Annotated in this window: 16 protein-coding genes; 6 read left to right on the forward strand and 10 right to left on the reverse strand. The window is 51.6% G+C overall.

Going from position 1 to position 16892, the window contains the following annotated elements:
- Positions 1 to 272: 272 nt before the first annotated feature.
- Positions 273 to 965, forward strand: coding sequence for a glycerophosphodiester phosphodiesterase family protein (locus ACJJIV_RS06945; protein ID WP_252084703.1), 693 nt, complete (start codon positions 273 to 275; stop codon positions 963 to 965).
- Complete coding sequence (locus tag ACJJIV_RS06950; protein WP_444891244.1) at positions 949 to 2157, forward strand: glycerol-3-phosphate dehydrogenase/oxidase; 1209 nt, start codon at positions 949 to 951, stop codon at positions 2155 to 2157. The genes ACJJIV_RS06945 and ACJJIV_RS06950 overlap by 17 nt, the downstream gene beginning before the upstream one ends.
- Positions 2158 to 2237: 80 nt before the next feature.
- On the opposite strand, the gene ACJJIV_RS06955 is transcribed toward ACJJIV_RS06950, so the two are convergent.
- Genes ACJJIV_RS06955 through ACJJIV_RS06965 form a run of 3 tightly spaced genes read right to left on the reverse strand, consistent with a single transcriptional unit; the run spans position 2238 to position 3836 of the window.
- Positions 2238 to 2459, reverse strand: a complete 222-nt coding sequence (locus ACJJIV_RS06955; RefSeq protein WP_252084701.1) for a hypothetical protein — start codon at positions 2457 to 2459, stop codon at positions 2238 to 2240.
- A gap of 44 nt (positions 2460 to 2503) precedes the next feature.
- Positions 2504 to 3127: an isochorismatase family protein gene (locus tag ACJJIV_RS06960; protein ID WP_252084700.1), complete on the reverse strand. Its 624-nt coding sequence runs from the start codon at positions 3125 to 3127 to the stop codon at positions 2504 to 2506.
- 16 nt (positions 3128 to 3143) lie between these two features.
- Entirely contained in the window at positions 3144 to 3836 is a 693-nt protein-coding gene (locus ACJJIV_RS06965; protein WP_444891245.1) for a pirin family protein, read from the reverse strand.
- Positions 3837 to 3947: 111 nt separating this feature from the next.
- Here ACJJIV_RS06965 and ACJJIV_RS06970 point away from each other — a divergent pair, with 111 nt between their 5' ends.
- From ACJJIV_RS06970 to ACJJIV_RS06985, 4 genes are all read left to right on the forward strand, one after another.
- Positions 3948 to 4853, forward strand: a complete 906-nt coding sequence (locus ACJJIV_RS06970) for a LysR family transcriptional regulator (RefSeq protein WP_444891246.1) — start codon at positions 3948 to 3950, stop codon at positions 4851 to 4853.
- Between the two features lie 228 nt (positions 4854 to 5081).
- A complete protein-coding gene (gene dusA, locus ACJJIV_RS06975; RefSeq protein ID WP_444891247.1) occupies positions 5082 to 6059 on the forward strand; it encodes a tRNA dihydrouridine(20/20a) synthase DusA in 978 nt (325 codons plus the stop codon).
- 56 nt (positions 6060 to 6115) lie between these two features.
- Positions 6116 to 7111 (forward strand): transaldolase, encoded by a 996-nt coding sequence (gene tal / locus ACJJIV_RS06980; protein WP_444891248.1) that lies wholly within the window; start codon positions 6116 to 6118, stop codon positions 7109 to 7111.
- Positions 7092 to 7550, forward strand: a complete 459-nt coding sequence (locus tag ACJJIV_RS06985) for a tellurite resistance TerB family protein (protein ID WP_444891249.1) — start codon at positions 7092 to 7094, stop codon at positions 7548 to 7550. Before tal ends, ACJJIV_RS06985 begins: the two co-directional genes overlap by 20 nt.
- Positions 7551 to 7599: 49 nt before the next feature.
- Here the strand turns inward: ACJJIV_RS06985 and ACJJIV_RS06990 are convergent, their stop codons facing one another.
- From ACJJIV_RS06990 to hrpA, 7 genes are all read right to left on the reverse strand, one after another.
- Positions 7600 to 8118: an STAS domain-containing protein gene (locus tag ACJJIV_RS06990; RefSeq protein ID WP_444883864.1), complete on the reverse strand. Its 519-nt coding sequence runs from the start codon at positions 8116 to 8118 to the stop codon at positions 7600 to 7602.
- 205 nt (positions 8119 to 8323) lie between these two features.
- On the reverse strand, positions 8324 to 9502 hold the full coding sequence (locus tag ACJJIV_RS06995) for a PP2C family protein-serine/threonine phosphatase (RefSeq protein ID WP_252084693.1): 1179 nt from the start codon (positions 9500 to 9502) through the stop codon (positions 8324 to 8326).
- A gap of 38 nt (positions 9503 to 9540) precedes the next feature.
- The gene (locus ACJJIV_RS07000; protein ID WP_444883863.1) at positions 9541 to 10440 is read right to left on the reverse strand and encodes an MlaA family lipoprotein; all 900 of its coding nucleotides are present in this window, start codon (positions 10438 to 10440) and stop codon (positions 9541 to 9543) included.
- A gap of 173 nt (positions 10441 to 10613) precedes the next feature.
- Complete coding sequence (locus ACJJIV_RS07005) at positions 10614 to 11396, reverse strand: HvfC family RiPP maturation protein (RefSeq protein WP_252084691.1); 783 nt, start codon at positions 11394 to 11396, stop codon at positions 10614 to 10616.
- On the reverse strand, positions 11377 to 12222 hold the full coding sequence (locus ACJJIV_RS07010) for an HvfB family MNIO-type RiPP peptide maturase (RefSeq protein WP_286037002.1): 846 nt from the start codon (positions 12220 to 12222) through the stop codon (positions 11377 to 11379). The genes ACJJIV_RS07005 and ACJJIV_RS07010 overlap by 20 nt, the downstream gene beginning before the upstream one ends.
- An 81-nt stretch (positions 12223 to 12303) precedes the next feature.
- Positions 12304 to 12642 carry an HvfA family oxazolone/thioamide-modified RiPP metallophore gene (locus ACJJIV_RS07015; RefSeq protein ID WP_252084690.1) on the reverse strand — a complete coding sequence of 113 codons (339 nt, stop codon included), beginning with the start codon at positions 12640 to 12642 and terminating at the stop codon, positions 12304 to 12306.
- 233 nt (positions 12643 to 12875) lie between these two features.
- A complete protein-coding gene (gene hrpA, locus ACJJIV_RS07020; protein ID WP_444891250.1) occupies positions 12876 to 16790 on the reverse strand; it encodes an ATP-dependent RNA helicase HrpA in 3915 nt (1304 codons plus the stop codon).
- Positions 16791 to 16892: the final 102 nt, after the last annotated feature.

The following is a 16892-nucleotide window of genomic DNA, read 5'->3' on the forward strand; positions in this document are numbered from 1 at the left end:
CGGGGGCTATATACCTCTTTAACAGCGCAGTTATGCCACAGCTGCACAGACATCTAAAGGGCACACCTTAAGTTTAGCTGGCTATTCCCTACTCTTGAGGAATGCACCTGAGCATCGAAATTTCCGCCTAACTCTACTTGCAACAACCTCTCCAGGGTCTATTTTTCCTGTAAGACCCAATTCCAGCCTGGGTCATTTGACCCTTGGGTTACAGAGCGCCTAAGCGCCTATATCCACTCGACAATAACGCCTGCTTTCCGGATTTGACTCACATGCTAATCGCGCACCGAGGCGACAAAACCCGCCACCCGGAGAATACCATCGCCGCCTTCGAGGCGGCCCATAATCTGGGCGCCTGCGCCATTCAGTGCGATGTCCGCTTTAGCTTGAATGGCACTCCCTGGTGCTACCATAGCGATACACTGCCTATGCCAAGTGATAAGCGTCAACATTTCTTCCACGATCTAAGGGACTCCCAACTCAACCGCTTGCCTATCGATTCCTTTATAAAATTGGTGGACTGGGCCAGCTGTCACCGGCATCTGGATTGGTTTGTAGGCATCTCCGCAGCCAATATCACCAACATGGGTTTTACAGCCGCGGTAAAGAAGCTCATGGAGTTAATGCGTAACGAACGCGAGTCCTTCGCGCTGCTCACAAAAGACTGTCGCAGTCTTCGGGCCGCACGCAGCATGGGCTGGCATAGGGTGGCCTTGCAAATCAACAGCGTTCCACGTTGCCTGTCTGCCGATATTGTCACTCTCGCCCCGGAGTTTCTGCTGATTCGCGACAGCTTCGTCGATTGCGAAGAATTACCCCCTGGCCCCTGGCAGTGGGTTGTCTATGAAATTAACTCTGCCGAAGAAGCTGTACTCTGGCGAAAGCGGGGGGCGCACCATATCCTCACCGGCAACCTGCCACTATTAATGCGCTCCTGGGAAGCGAGTGATGTCTACGGATTTTGATGTACTGGTAGTTGGTGCGGGAATTCTTGGCGCAGGCACCGCAGAGGCTCTGGCCAAGGAACGGCATTCGGTCGTGATTCTGGAACAGCTCGGTATCGCCGCAGCCACCTCCTCACGCTCATCCAAGCTTATCCATGGGGGCCTGCGCTACCTCGAGAGCGGTCAATTCCGACTTGTCTATGAGTGCCTGCGCGAACGTCACTGGCTGCTGGAAAATAAGCCGCAGTTGGTGCGTATGGTGCCCTTCTATATTCCTATTTACCGTGACAGCAAGCGTCCACCATGGATGGTCAGACTGGGGCTTAGCCTTTACGCGCTCCTCTCCGGTATCGGCAGTGAGGCCTCGCGCTTTCGCGCTTTACCCAAATCCGAATGGGATACCCTACCTGGCCTCAAGCAGGAGGATCTACTCGCGGTATTTCGCTATTACGATGCGCAAACAGACGATGCCGCCCTAACCCGTGATGTAGTCGCCTCAGCAATCGCGCATGGTGCGCAAATTATCTGTCCCGGCAGTTTAGTCGGGGCGGAAGTTACCGAGGAGGGGGTGCGGGTTGATTACGTGGCCGACGGCAAACTCAATACTCTACACACCCGTGCCCTGGTTAATTGCAGCGGCCCCTGGGTAGCGACCACCAACACGCGCTGTTCTCCCTCTTTGACCCTACCTCCTATAGACCTTGTCGCTGGCACCCACATATTGTTGCCACTGTCGCTCGGCAATAAGATCTTCTATGTGGAAGCCGAGGATCATCGAGCGGTCTTCGTAATGTCCTGGCAAGACAAAACCTTAGTTGGCACCACAGAGCGCCCCTTCTTCGGCGATCCACGGGAAGTGGTTCCCACCATGGAAGAGGAGGCCTATTTGCTACGTACAGTACAGCAGTATTTTTCCCAGACACGCAGCCTACAGGTGGAGGATATATGTGATAGCTATGCTGGATTGCGGGTTCTACCGGAAGCGGAAAAAAGTCCTTTCGCCCGCTCGCGGGAATCCATGATTTGCTGTGATAATGAGCGCAATCCTCGTATTCTCGCGGTAGCCGGCGGCAAGCTTACCAGCTACCGCGCCACCGCACGCAAGATACTGAAAAAACTGGAGCCTACCTTCCAGGCTGGCCAACCGATTGCTACAAAAAACACTCCAACCAAATCAGAAGATAGCTCCTCCGAAAGAGAGCGAAACATTTAAATACATTTTGAAGAGCAGTTTAACCACCTGAGCGCAAGTAATCTGAATAACAATCTGAAGAACTGCCCCCAAACAATGAATTATCTCTCCACATTTTCACCATAAATATGCCTAACCGAGTAGAAAGCTAACGGCAGAATCAAATAGCTAATAATCGGTACTATAATAGCCACCGCAGTAATTACCTGGAGCAATTTATGATCTGGCAAGATTAAGGCTAAACTGTCAGGGATAAAATAAACCAAAGGAATCAAGGACAAAAAAGTAATTAGTGGCGCAAAATGTTTGTTGTGATGAACCATAGGCATACTCCCGCCCCTCCCGTACAAATGAGAGGGGCTCTAAATTACTTTTGGTTTGCTGCAGTAAGGTAGCTGTTATATACCCATCGGTAGGTCGTGTGTTGAGCTAATATGCCCCCAAGTTCCGTGCCGTGATCACTTCGCCAATCATCCATCATTTCTGCCAACACGGATGACCAGGTAGCAACTTTCACACCCGCCTGCGTCATACGATGCATAGCAGCCTGTGTCACTGTACTATTCCAAGTACCTGAAGCATCCACTACGGCATATACATCATACCCTTCGGCTACAGCAGAGATAGCGGGAAACATCAAACAGACATCCGTAACGATGCCAGCCATAATTATTTTTTTACGCCCGGTTGCTTCAATAGCTCGCTTAAACTCCAGGCTTTTCCACGCGTTTATCTCACCTTCACGCTCAATAATTTCATTGCCCAAGATGTTTGTTATCTCAGGCATAATAGGGCCATTTGGCCCCTCAGGCATACTCGCAGTAACAACAGTGGGTAAATTTACTGCCTTCGCAAGATTTGCCAATCCCTTTATGTTCTCCGTCATCAGATGAGGGTCCAGATCCCGACAACTCACCAATAGTCCCGTTTGATGATCAATTAACGCCAACACAGAATTGTCTTTAGTTAAGGTTTCTGAAAACTTATTCACGGTGTTACCTACCTATTTAATGATTTAACTTTCTAATAACAATTGCACTTGTATTAACATCTGCAATTAACTTACCGCTATGACTCCTAATTAAATCTCCATCCTTCACACTTTCTTTTTGCTCAGCTTCAGAAAAGATTCCCCAGCCATTAGTTAGGTAAACCAGAGTCTCGCCATTAAATGAAATTTGCTCGTCTGCATTTAAATTGGCGATCTCGATAATCGTACTGTTATCAAAGGTCACTGTTTGATCATCGCGCCCCCCATAAACTCGGGTGACCTTATTTTGGCTTGGCCTGTAGTACTTGTAGCCTGCGGCTTGACCAGAGACAGGTGGTAAGGCCCATAGCTGGATCATTCGATTTTTTTTGGAATCCGGGTTCACCTCGTTATGTGTAAACCCCTGGCCTCCAGCCCGCTGGACTTGTACTCCTCCTTTATCTAAACCTTTGCCATGCTCTAAAGAGCCCTCATGTTGTATTCGTCCATCCACCATGACCGAAATCACATCTATCTCACGGTGAGGGTGCATGCCTGTTTCGCCTTTCGGATTGAAGCGGGCATCGGCCAGATAAACAAAATTATCGAGTCCTTCAGAGGTATGTGGATGTTTGTGCGGACCGAATACCTGGCTATCCATGACCAACCTGTGCTCGGTAAGCCCAGCAAAACCGCCAAGTGGTAGTGAGTCACGTTTGAGGATTTTCATGATGTGCCTCCAAAATATGTAAGCGATGGAGGTATCTTAGGTACAACTTATTGTTTGATATATACAAAAATTAGAATATAACTATCTCATTTTTAACAACAATTGATTTCTATGAACCAAGACCTCAACGATATGATGGTGTTTTTAGCCGTAGTGGAAACTGGCAGTTTTACCCAAGCCGCAGACCGACTGGGCATACCAAAAGCCAACGTAAGTAGGAAAGTCGCACGCCTGGAAGATCAGCTATCAGTCAGGCTCCTGGAGCGGTCCACTCGCTCTCAAACCTTAACGGAGGCTGGTAGGAAGTATTTAAGTCACTGTAAGCGTATTGAAGAAGAGATAATGCTGGCCGAAGCGGAAGTATCAGAAATCCTGCAGGTCAATCGAGGCCTCATTAAGGTAGGGGCATCAATTACTATTGGCCAGCAAATCCTAAAACCCACGCTAGCAAAATTTTTGCATCTTTACCCTGAAATACAAATGAACCTGAGCTTGGTTAATCACAGAGTCGATTTGATCGAAGAGGGCTTTGATGTGGTGATTCGAGTTGGGCAATTGGATGACTCCAGGCTGGTCGCAAAACCTCTTGGGCACGCATGCCGAAAAATCTATGCCAGTCCAGCTTATCTTAAAGAATATGGAACACCTACGAGAACTATAGACTTGGAGGGGCATCAATGGCTGTTTATGAACGCCATGCAGAAGGCTCCTAAAATAATTTTGCAGAACGGGAAAAAGGTATTTGAAATTAACATAAACCCAACCTTCTCTTCGGATGACTTCTCCATCATTAAGCAAGCCACATTGGATTCATGCGGTATCGCAGTTCTGCCAGACTACATGTGCCACACGGAAATTAGACAAGGCACTCTTGTAAATCTATTACCAAACTGGAACATGGAAAGAATTGGTATCTATGCACTGTACCCACAAAATCGAATCAAGATTGCTAAAGTCAGCGCATTTGTCGAGTTTCTATCAGAGGTATTTAAACAGAAAGAACTTTGTACTACCTAGCCGTGAGGATAGCAGGAATAAAGTGTTATTGCGCATCAGGGCAGCTGCCAGTCTCTCTATGCAACCAGTCAAGTGTTTGAATGTAGCAAATGTCCTGGGAGTTCAGATTGAGGGCTTGCAGGAGGTAAATTTATCTTCATTTACATGCACTTCCACATAGGGTCTATGTTTTACATCCCATATAATGGCGGGCTACTCTGTTTTTATTAGTCTTTTACATCGTAGTTTATGTCTGATTACAGTCCCCACCGCTTTTGCACCGCGCCACTACTCGATTGGAGTGACCGTCACTGCCGCTATATGTGGCGCCTACTGAGTAAACGCGCTCGCCTGTATAGCGAAATGGTGACCACTGGGGCAATTTTGCACGGAGATCGCCAGCGTCACCTGCAATTTGACGCTGCCGAACAACCTGTCGCCCTGCAGCTCGGCGGTAGCGACCCGCGCGAGCTGGCGGAGTGCGCACGAATTGCCGAGGAGTGGGGGTATGCGGAAATCAATCTCAACTGCGGCTGCCCCAGTGACCGGGTTCAATCTGGACGTTTTGGCGCCTGTCTGATGGCGGAACCAGATGTCGTAGCTGCCGGCTTATCTGCGATGCGTGACGCAGTGTCTATTCCGGTCACAGTCAAACACCGTATCGGTATAGACGATATGGAAGACTACCCTGGCCTGACCCGTTTTGTGGAGGCACAGGCAACCATAGGCACAGAGACATTTATCGTCCATGCCCGCAAAGCCTGGCTGCAGGGCCTCAGCCCAAAGGAAAACCGCGAAATCCCACCGCTTAACTACGATATGGTTTACCAGCTGAAAAAGGATTACCCACAGCTGCAAGTCATCATTAACGGTGGCATTAATTCTCTGGAAGAATGCCAGCAACATTTACAGCGGGTAGATGGTGTTATGCTCGGTCGCGCCGCCTATCAGACCCCAGCGCTTCTTTCGCAGGTGGACAGTGTGTTGTTTGGAGAAAATGAAGGGCCCGATGCCGCGCAAGTGGTCGAGCAGATGTTGCCCTATATCGAGCGAGAGCTGGCAAGTGGTCAACGCCTCAACCATATTACCCGGCATATGCTCGGGCTCTTTCAGGGCCTGCCCGGGGCACGCCGTTTCCGTCGTCATCTGAGTGAAAATGCTCACAAGAAAGGGGCAGGGCCTGAGGTTGTGGAGCAAGCTTTGTCACTGGTCACCCAAGCGGCTTAACTTGGAAGGCCAGTATTTCATAGGAAGGGAAGCCAAATACTATCGAGGGAATCGCGATGAATAAACTGGATCAACTCAAACAGCGCAGCCAGGTGGTAGCAGATACTGGCGATATTGATGCCATACGCCGCTATCGCCCCCAGGATGCCACCACCAATCCCTCTTTACTCTTTAAGGCTGCCCAACTGCCCCAATACAAGGGCCTGATCCAAGAGTCACTGGAGTGGGCAACTCACCACCACAGTGGCGCCAACTCCTCTGAAACAGCGCGGCTGGCTGCAATCAAGCTGGCTGTCAGTATCGGTAGTGAAATATTGCAATTGATCCCTGGGGTAGTCTCTACCGAGGTGGACGCGCGCCTGTCTTTCGATACCCGCGCCACTATTGATTACGCCAGACACCTTGTGGCCCTATACGAGCGCGAAGGCGTAGCCCGGGAGCGAGTACTAATTAAAGTCGCCGCCACCTGGGAGGGAATAGCAGCAGCAGAGATACTGGAACGGGAGGGCATTCACTGCAACCTCACCCTGTTGTTCTGTTTGAGCCAAGCGATTGCCTGCGCCGAAGCTGGAGTAACATTGATCTCTCCCTTTGTGGGCCGCATCCTCGACTGGCATCTAGCCAATGGGGACCGCAAAGCCTTTAGTGGTGAAGAGGATCCCGGTGTACTGTCGGTACGCAATATCTATCATTATTATAAGTCGCGCGACTACTCCACCATTGTGATGGGCGCCAGCTTCCGCAACACGGAGGAGATCGAAGCGCTGGCCGGATGCGATCGCCTAACCATCAGCCCTCAGCTGCTCCAGTCTCTGGAAGAGAGCGAGGGTTTATTGGTTGGTGGGCTTCCCACGGTCAACGAACCGCTGCCACGCCCTGAGGGGCGACTCTGCGAAGCGGCATTCCGCTACCAACTCAACAGTGATGCCATGGCCACAGAAAAGCTCGCCGAGGGTATCCGTAATTTTGTCAAAGACCAGGAGCGGCTCGAAATGCTGCTGCAGAGCCAAGTGATGGGACGCCGGGAAACTGATGCTGCAACAAATCCGTAAGCTGTTTGAACAGATTGGCAACAGTGCCGATGTCGAAATGCACGATGAAAAAGACGTGCGAATGATCAGTGCCGCCTTACTGGTTGAGGTGGCTACTGTGGATCAAAAGCTAGACCCGCGCGAACGTAACACTTTGATCGAACTACTTTGCCAACACTACGCGCTGAGCAGCCAAGCAGCGGCAGAGATTATTGATGAAGCCATAGAACAAAGGGAGCGAGCCACTTCCCTGTTTGAGTTTACCCAGGCCGTCAATGACCAGTTCGGCGAGCGAGACAAGTACCTGCTGGTTCGGCAGATGTGGCAGGTGGCTTTTTCCGACGATGTGATCGAGGCTTTTGAAGAACATCTAATCCGCCGGGTTTCCGAGTTAATTTACCTTCCCCACGGACTCTTTACCCGCGCACGGGCGGAAGCTAGAGACATGCGGAGTGGCTGAAAAGTTTTGCCGGGATGTTAAAACTTTGAAGGAGGGTATTTATTAAATCTCAATGCAGGTGCGCGGAGGACTTGCCGTGGGAGCCACATTCTAGCTCGAGGGTATGGACCAGATCGCGAAAGGTTTCCGCATTTTGCTCGTTCATACTCATCAGCACCCGGTGTGCCTCTAGTACCTTCTCCCGAGCAGCACATTCATCCGGGGTTTTACAGACCAACGGAGTTGTCTCCACGGAGAAATCACGTTTCTCATCGCTGATTTCCATCAGGGAATCGAACCCCATCGCATCTAGCAGGTGTTGAATACCCCTATCGGCAAGGAATACCAAGGGCTTCTGGCAGCCGCGCTCCTGGGCGCGAATCGCGATCTTGGCCATCAGCCCCAGGGTTGTGCTATCCACACCCTCGGCACCGTGTAGGTCAAAGGCCACACCGGCAAAGTCACTGCTTGCAAACATATTATCGATAAAACTATCGAAAGAAGTGCATAGGTTGAGGCGAACATCGCCCATCAATTTAATGATGTAAACGCCCTGGTGGGCCCCAACCATAATTTGCCCGGACTGCATAACAACCCCTGGCTCACCCGAACACACTCAGTGGATTAAAGTGTACTGGATGGCGAAAGTTCACTGGTAGAGCAAAAATGCTTGCGGCGGTTTTGCCGCCTCGGCACTTTTGTGCATAGGATGGGCGGAGCTTACTCCTGACTGCTGGGACTGACAAGAGTGCTAGGGCATGAAATTCGACTATTTAGTCGCAGAAATGCCACCTCTAAACGTGGGCAAGGGTAAGAATTGTAATGTCATCGGGTAATGCACCAAAAGTATCCACTTTCAGGCTCTCGCACAGTACCCCCAACTCACCGCCTGTAGCGCTTATCAACTCTAGTAACCGCTCTTCTTTTTGCAGTAAATCGCCTTCGAGTAACTCCAATACACCATCGGAACAGGCCACCAACCGCCAGCTGCTGGGCAGCTCGGCACACATTACCTGCCAGTCACCCCGCTCAAAAATGCCCAAGGGCCGCCCCTTGCCTGGCAGCCAATCGGCGCCAGCAGCACTGGCAAGCGCCGGCATGGGGATCTGTCCGGCGACGGCATAGTGCAGTTGGCTAGCGGCGGTATCTACCACACCGATAAACATGCTGGCGTGCTTACCCATACCTGTGGATAAGAGCTCGCGGTTAATCAACTCCAAAACTTCCAACAAGTCGGAGTCCAGGGACTCCAGTTGGGAAAACAAAGGGCGCTCACGCAGGCGATGCATCACGCTGTTTTTGATCAGTGCCGTAACCAGTGCGGAGGACACCCCATGCCCTGAGACATCCACCAGATAAAACGCCACAAAGCGCTCGCCGAACAAACCGTAATCGACAAAATCGCCGCTGAGATACAGAGAGGGGATCAGGCGGTAGGCGGCCTCAACGCCGCCGGGATAAAAATAGGGACTGCGTGGCAACAGGTGCTGCTGCAGCAAGCGACCGGCCTCCTGATCACGGCGCAATACTTCTACGTGCTCTCGCAGCTCGCTATTGCGCTGCTCCAGGGTGTTGCGGTACTCAATATTCTGCTGGGCGAGGTTTTCCGCGCCGGTGATACGGCAGATTACTTTATCGATCAATGCAGCCTGTTGAATGGGTTTGATCAGATAATCGCAGGCCCCCAGACGCATGGCCTGTAATACTTCGTGAAGCTCACCCTGCTCGGCAATCATTACAACCGCCGTCGCCGGGGAGCGGAGCTTGATTTTGCGCAGTACCTCCAACCCATCCATATCGGGCAGGAGTAGATCGACGATAACCAGCTGAAACAGTTCGGGAGTAAATTGTTCTATGCCTTGCTGGCCACTATCAGCTACAGCAACTGAAAGCCCTTGACGCGAAAGCGCTCCACGCAAGAAATTGCGGGAGCGCTCATCATCGGTCAGTAACAGGCTACTGGGGCCGGCCATGGCAGGCTCTTTTGGAAAGAGGGTTAACTAGCTGTTGCTCAATAGTCACTGGACTCTTCGACTTCCCCCTGATCGATTGCCTCGGCAGCTTCGGTCGCGGTATCCACATCCACTTCACCATCCACAATCAAGAAGTCGCGGCGCTGCAGGTAGGCGTCGCGCAGCAGAATATAGCGATCACCCTGCAGAAGGGATTCAGCCTTCAGCAGGCTAGCGCGACTCTGGATAATATCGGTAGCCTTAAGCGTATAGCGAGTGGGATCGTGCTCCACATAGGTCAGAGGATTGGTGTAGTAATCCACCACTCTTGCTGGCGTATCCCGCACCGTGGAGGGCCCTAGCAGTGGCAACACCAGGTAGGGACCAGAGGGTACCCCCCAAACCGCTAGAGTTTGGCCAAAGTCCTCACCGTCACCTTTCTCCAAGCCCATATGCTTGGCAACATCAAAAAGACCGGCAATACCAATGGTGGTATTGATTAGCAGACGACCGGCGTCATTACCCGCCTGGCCCCACTTACCCTGTAACACACCATTAAAGGTATTGGTTACTTCAGCCAGATTACTGAAAAAGTTGCTTACACCTTGCTGTACAAATATCGGGGTAATCTGCCGATAACTCACAGCCGCCGGTTTTAGCACATAGCGATCCGCACCGTCATTGAAGCTGAATATGGCGCGGTTAAATCCCTCCCAGGGATCGCGAAGAGAAAAGTCTTCACCTTCCTCACTCTCAAACTCTTCCGCGGGGTCAAAGCCATACTCATCCAGTAGTGAACCATTGGACTCACCACTAACGTCATTCTGCTCTACCGCCTCAGGCTGGGCTGAGGGAGTGGCGGCGTCACCAAATGGGTCCTGTGTCGCCAAAGCGCCCATAGGGGAGATGGCCAGTATTGCGGCCATCAACCAGGGCGATAAATCTCTGCGTCCTAGCAAAACCCTGCTCCTCTTCTAACAAATTTCAAGGTCAAGGATTCTAACGCCCCCGCAAACTGTAAACCACCCTCGGCAGCATAGCAGCTGGTATTCATCAAAGATGCCGCAGTTTCAGGCAAGCACACGCTGTCACAGAAAGGTAATTTGCGCCAGAAATCCTAGGCCCGGCCGATCTACTCTGTCGCCTGAGGCCGCAAACCAGCGATCACTCCGTTATCCAGTAATTTCTGGAGTAACTCAATACCGAAGCCGAAAAGGGCTTCGCTATCGACTTGCGGTAGCTCGGCAGCAATTTGTGCCAAGAGCTGCTCCCCTGTGACATCACCCTCTGAGGCCAACTGCAATAGTCGTGCGGTTACTGCATTGATTTCCATAAAGCTGACTTCATCGCTAAGGTCGCGATAGACCAGCAAGAAGGTGGGAGAATCAGCTGGCTCCTGGGGCTGATAGGTAGGACCGATACGGTGCACCGGGAAACGGTAACTGAGACTCCACACCAGCGGTGACACCACCGGAATAGAGGTCAATAAATCTCCCTGGCGATCCAGGTCGGTGGGAATCTCCTCAGTACTCACATCCAGCGCCAGCTCCACCCACTCATAATGAGCCAGCTCCAATAGAAACGCTGGGTCTTCCTCCCGCTGTTCCCTCTCCTGTTGCAGGTAAGTGAGAAACTCCTCACTAATCTGCAGAAAGTACGGGCTCTTGGAAGTGTGGTGCTGAACAAAATCACGCACCATTTTGTGCCAGTGCTCATCACTGTAGAGGCTGCGTAATACAGGGAAACCACTGGCAATAAAAGATTCGATATTGTTGTAAATCAGGTCCCGATATATGGCAACTCGCCGGTCCTCAATATCCTCTGGCGCCTCAACTTGATCAGGGGCGCGTAGGTGATTGGCTAAAGCCCGCTGTAAGCCTTGGAACCTGGCTGTCTTATCGGCGACTGATGACATAGCTCTCTTCTTCTCGGTGACAGGCCTGAATGCTCTTGATCTGTTCCACTTCCTGAAACAATTGCGGCAGCGGTGGGATATTGAAATCGCGCTCCAGCAAGGTCGGCATGACACCGTGTACCTCGTAGGCTTTGTTCAACAACTGCCACACGGGATCAATCACTGCAGCACCGTGTGTATCCACTTTCAGATCATCCGCCTCATCGTAATGCCCGGCTACATGTACATAACGCATACGCTCGGAGGGAAGCCCGCGCAAAAATTCCAGGGGGTCATAGCGATGATTGATTGAATTCACATAGATATTATTTACGTCGAGCAGAAGGTCGCAGTCCGCCTCTTGCAGGACCGCCTGCAAAAATGCCAGCTCACTCATCTCCTGACCCGGCGCCGCATAATAGGAGACATTCTCCATGGCAATACGTTGCTCCAGGGTATCCTGCACAATGCGAATTCGCTCGGCGACATACATTACCGCTTCTTCGGTAAAGGGGATGGGTAATAAATCGTAGAGATGGCCCTTATCTGAGCAGTAGCTCAAGTGCTCGCTGTAAAGACGGATATTGTGATCGCGGATAAACTGCTTGATCGAAGCAAGCAGGTCCATATCCAGCGGGTCAGACGAGCCAATAGATAGAGACAGACCATGTAGGATAAATGGATATCGTTCGCTGAGCTGGTGAAACCAGCGGCCATAGCGCCCGCCGACGCCAATCCAATTCTCCGGCGCCACCTCAAAGAAATCCACCGCACCCGATGAAAGTTCTTCACCCATCATAGAGCGACGCAGCCCGAGACCGGCACCCTCCACTGGATAATTACGCACCGCTATTTGCCTCTAATGATAGTGAAAAGTACTTGGGGCGGCCCTTAACACAGTGCCGCCCCAATCGCGCGTGTTGGGGTATTAGTTACCGCATTTCCCCTCGCCGCACTTACCTTCTTTCTTTTTACCTTCTCCACACTTACCTTCGCCGCATTTACCTTCTTTCTTTTTGCCTTCGCCGCATTTACCTTCTTTCTTTTTACCTTCGCCGCATTTACCTTCTTTATTCTTGCCGTGGCCGCACTTGCCTTCTTTCTCCTTGTCATCGTGATCGGCCAGAGCCAAGTTATAACCGGAGGTGAGCTCAGCAGCGGCAAACGGGTTAGCTTCAGCGGTGGATGCAGATACATTCATCGCAGCAGTTGCAATAAAAGCAGCACCAACAGCAGCTGCTACAGGGGAAAGATGCTTCTTGTTCATAATGAATCTCCTAACTAATACCCAATGTAATATAACTCTCTATGACTTTTTCTATGTCCCGCAACAGTATAATGATGCGCACTGAAAAACCGTCATATTGTGAAACCGGCTCACAGCCATCACATATTTAATGATGCCGCGTATGCTTACCGACTCTCATTCATCTGTCGGGCCAGTTTGGGAAATATTACACAAGGCCACAAATTTTTTTGTGAACTGTGGCTAAGCAGTACTCAACCGAGCAGCTCCATGCCATCAATTTCTATCCAAACTTTGTGCAGGCGCTTGGCGGAGATCGGCATCAGAGTCTTTAACGTCTGTGCAAACAGGCTCACACGGAATTCCTCAAGCATCCAGCGATACTCTACCAGCGCAAGCTCTGAAGCCAGCTCTCTCCTCGAAAACTTCTCAATCTGATTATCGAAAGACTCGGCAGCCTTGTGGTACTCCACTTGCAACTTGCGGTCGCGGTTTGGATCGAGGGCCGCCTTTTCCAGACGCACAGAAATCGCCTTGAGATAACGGCCATACTGGCGCAACCATTGCAGAGGGGTATCAAACAAGACACCCCGGTAGAAAAGTCCTGCCAATTGTTGCTGGATATCCCCCACCGCCATAGCGACTGCCAGGTTCTTTTGCTGTTTGATCTGCTTGCGCAGGGGGACCAATTGCCCCAGGGCTTTGACCAAAAGGTCGCCAATTTCCTGGGCCACTCCCACCAAATCACCCTCTTTCTCCAGTGCAGATAGAAACTCAGCTTCACTGCGTGGCCAGTTTTCACCTCCCCAGAAGACTTCACGCGCGGCAGCCATCAGAATATCGTCTGCCACTTCTTCGCGGCGCCCCAGATCTGCGGCGGAAAGCCCCAACTCTTTGCCACGCAGCAGCTCTTTACGTAGATATTTCACCTTCTCGGGCAAGTGCAACAGAGCCAGGCGGCAGATCCCAGCACGACTCAGGCGTCGCGCTTCAGCAGGATTATCCAGCAATTTCAGGGAAACACTTTCCTTAGCTTCTACGAGCGCCGGATAGGCGCGCACCTTGAGCCCTCCCTGATCGAGGGTATAAGTTTCCGGCAGTTCACCAAAATCCCAGCTGGTAATATCATCCCGCTCGAAGCTATCGCCCGCATTTGCCAATCCCTGCTGTACCCGGTCGCGATAGCGTGCCTGCAATAGCGAGAGATCGCGATCCTGATCCAGCAATTTTCCTGACTCATCCAACACCTGAATATTAAAGCGGTAGAAATCTTCCAAGGAATGTTCCGCAGATTCCCAGGCATCTTCAGGCAGCTGCTGAGCGGTCTGACGTTGCAGCTCCAGGGCCAGCGACTGCCATAGGGGAGTATTGTCTGCGCGCAGTCGCGGCAGGGCCTTATCCACAGCCGCCGGTACCGGTACAAAGTATTTGCGCCACTGTTTCGGCAGGGCTTTTATTAGGGCGATACATTTATCTCGTAAAATTCCAGGTACCAACCAAGAGAGTCGAGCGGCAGGCACCTGATGTAACGCCCCAACGGGCACCTGGATACTGACACCATCATCCACACTGCCAGGCTCGAAGTGATAACGGAGTGGGTAAACAATACCCCCAGTCTGCAGTTCGTTAGGGAATTGCGCCTCACCCACGTGATCAGCACTCTGCTGCATCAACAACTCACGGGGGACAAACAGCAACTGCGGATCACTGGCTTCAGCTTTCTTGCGCCAATGCTCAAACCCGGCCAGGTTGACGACATCTGCGGGAACTAGCTCATCGAAAAAGCGATAAACCACTTCATCGTCCACCAAAATATCCCGGCGACGGGACTTGGCTTCCAACTCTTCCAGGGATTTCAACAGGTCAGTGTAGTGCTTATAAAAACGACCCTTGCCACGATAACGCTGTTCCACTAATGCTTGGCGAATAAATACTTCCCGGGCGATTTGCGGGTCCAACTTGCCATAGGGAATACGGCGTTTTTCTACCAGTACCAAGCCGTACAGAGAGACTTTTTCAAAAGCCATTACTTGCCCAGAGCGGACATCGTAGTGGGGCTCAAAATAATTGCGTTTTACCAGGTGCTTAGACGCAGCCAACACCCAGTCCGGTTCTATTTTCGCAACAGTGTGGGCGAACAAGCGGCTGGTTTCTAATAACTGAGCGGAAACCACCCAGCGCGGAGGTTTTTTAAACTGGCCTGAGCCGGGGAAAATATGGAAGCGACGATTACGACAACCGATAAATTCCTTATTCTCATCTCGAGCGCCAATATTACCGAGTAAACCCACGACAATGGCCCGGTGTATTGCCTCGTACTCCGCAGGTTCTTTGTTTTCTTTGATTTCGAGGTCCCGGCAAGCCACACGCAATTGGTGGTGAATATCTCTCCACTCACGCATACGCAGCCAGGATAAGAAGTTTTTCTGGCACCATTTGCGCAGCTGGTTTTGGCTCAGTTCCTGGCGCTGAGTCTCGAAGGCATCCCATAGCTGCACAAAGGATAGAAAATCCGATTGCTCATGCTGCCACTGTCGGTGCTTTTCATCCGCCGCTTGGCGCTTTTCCGCCGGGCGTTCGCGCGGGTCCTGCACGGCCAGGGCGGCGACAATAATTAATAATTCGCGCGCACTGTCATTGTCCGCACCGGCCAGCAACATTCGGCTCAATCGTGGGTCCAGTGGCAAACGTGAAAGCGCGCGGCCCAGTTTGGTTACTCTGCCCTGGTCATCGACGGCCTGTAATTCCTGCAATAATTTATAGCCGTCATTGATCAGGCGCGGATCGGGCGGATCGACAAAGGGAAACTCACGGATATCGCCGATACGCAGCTGCAACATTTGCAGGATTACCGCTGCCAGGTTGGTGCGCAAAATTTCCGCATCGGTAAATTCTGCGCGCTGTGCAAAGTCCCGCTCTTCGTACAAGCGCACACAGACACCGGCACTGACACGACCACAGCGGCCAGCGCGCTGGTTGGCACTGGCCTGTGAAACCGGCTCTATGGGCAATCGTTGGATTTTACTGCGATAGCTGTAACGGCTGACACGCGCAGTACCCGGGTCAATCACATAGCGAATACCCGGCACCGTAATGGAGGTCTCCGCCACATTGGTGGCCAGCACAATACGGCGACCTTTATGGCCGTGAAAGACCTTAGCCTGTTCTGCCAGACTTAACCGCGCATATAAGGGCAGTATCTCTAACTGAGCAATCTGCGCATCCCGCAAAGCCTTGGCACACTCGCGGATTTCCCGTTCACCACTCATAAATACCAGGATGTCCCCGCCGCGCCGGCTGCTGGACTTTTCCTCATGCAGTAACTCTTCAACTGCTGCGACAACCTGCTCGTTGAGGTCGGCATCGCTATCTGCCGTCGGGCGATAGTGAATTTCCACCGGGTAGGTGCGACCGGATACTTCGATAATCGGTGCGTCATCAAAGTGCTGAGAGAATTTTTCTAGATCAATCGTAGCTGAGGTAATAATCAGTTTTAAATCTGGGCGCTTGGGCAGAATGGTTTTTAAATAGCCCAGTAGAAAATCAATATTGAGGCTGCGTTCATGGGCCTCGTCGATAATCAACGTATCGTATTTATTCAATAGTGAATCGCGCTGAATTTCAGCCAGCAGAATACCATCAGTCATCAATTTGACATGAGTGTGCTCAGTGCTGTGGTCGGTAAAACGCACTTGGTAACCGACTGATTCCCCCAAAGGTTGCTGCAATTCTTCAGCAATTCGATTGGCTACAGTGCGCGCGGCGATTCTACGTGGCTGTGTATGCCCAATCTGGCCATAAATACCCCGCCCCAGGGACAGGCAGATTTTGGGTAACTGGGTGGTTTTACCGGAGCCGGTTTCACCAGCGATAACAACAACCTGATGCTTTTCGATCAGCTCGGCGATTTCCTCACGCCGCGCCACCACCGGCAACGACTCCGGCCACTGCACTTCGGGCAATTTGCCCTGGCGCTCTTCTGCCAAAGACTGTGAAACCTGCAGCTGCTGTTCCAGCTGGGCTAACATACGATCGACCGGCTTGCCCTCTTTCTGGCGCCGGCGCACATTTTTAACCGTTCGATACAGCTGGTAGCGGTCCCGCCCCATACAGCCGGAGATTCGGGCCTGTAAAGCGGCCAGGCTTTTATCTGCTTCGGTGTGACTCATAATTCATACAGAATTGGTAAACGGGAGATTATACCCGCACTTTGCTAAGGGGCAGAAAACCCCTTGGTGGCGCTCAACTATACTGGTCCAGATAGTAATTTT

It is taken from the genome of Microbulbifer mixtoriginis (SeqCode) (genome assembly GCF_052466765.1).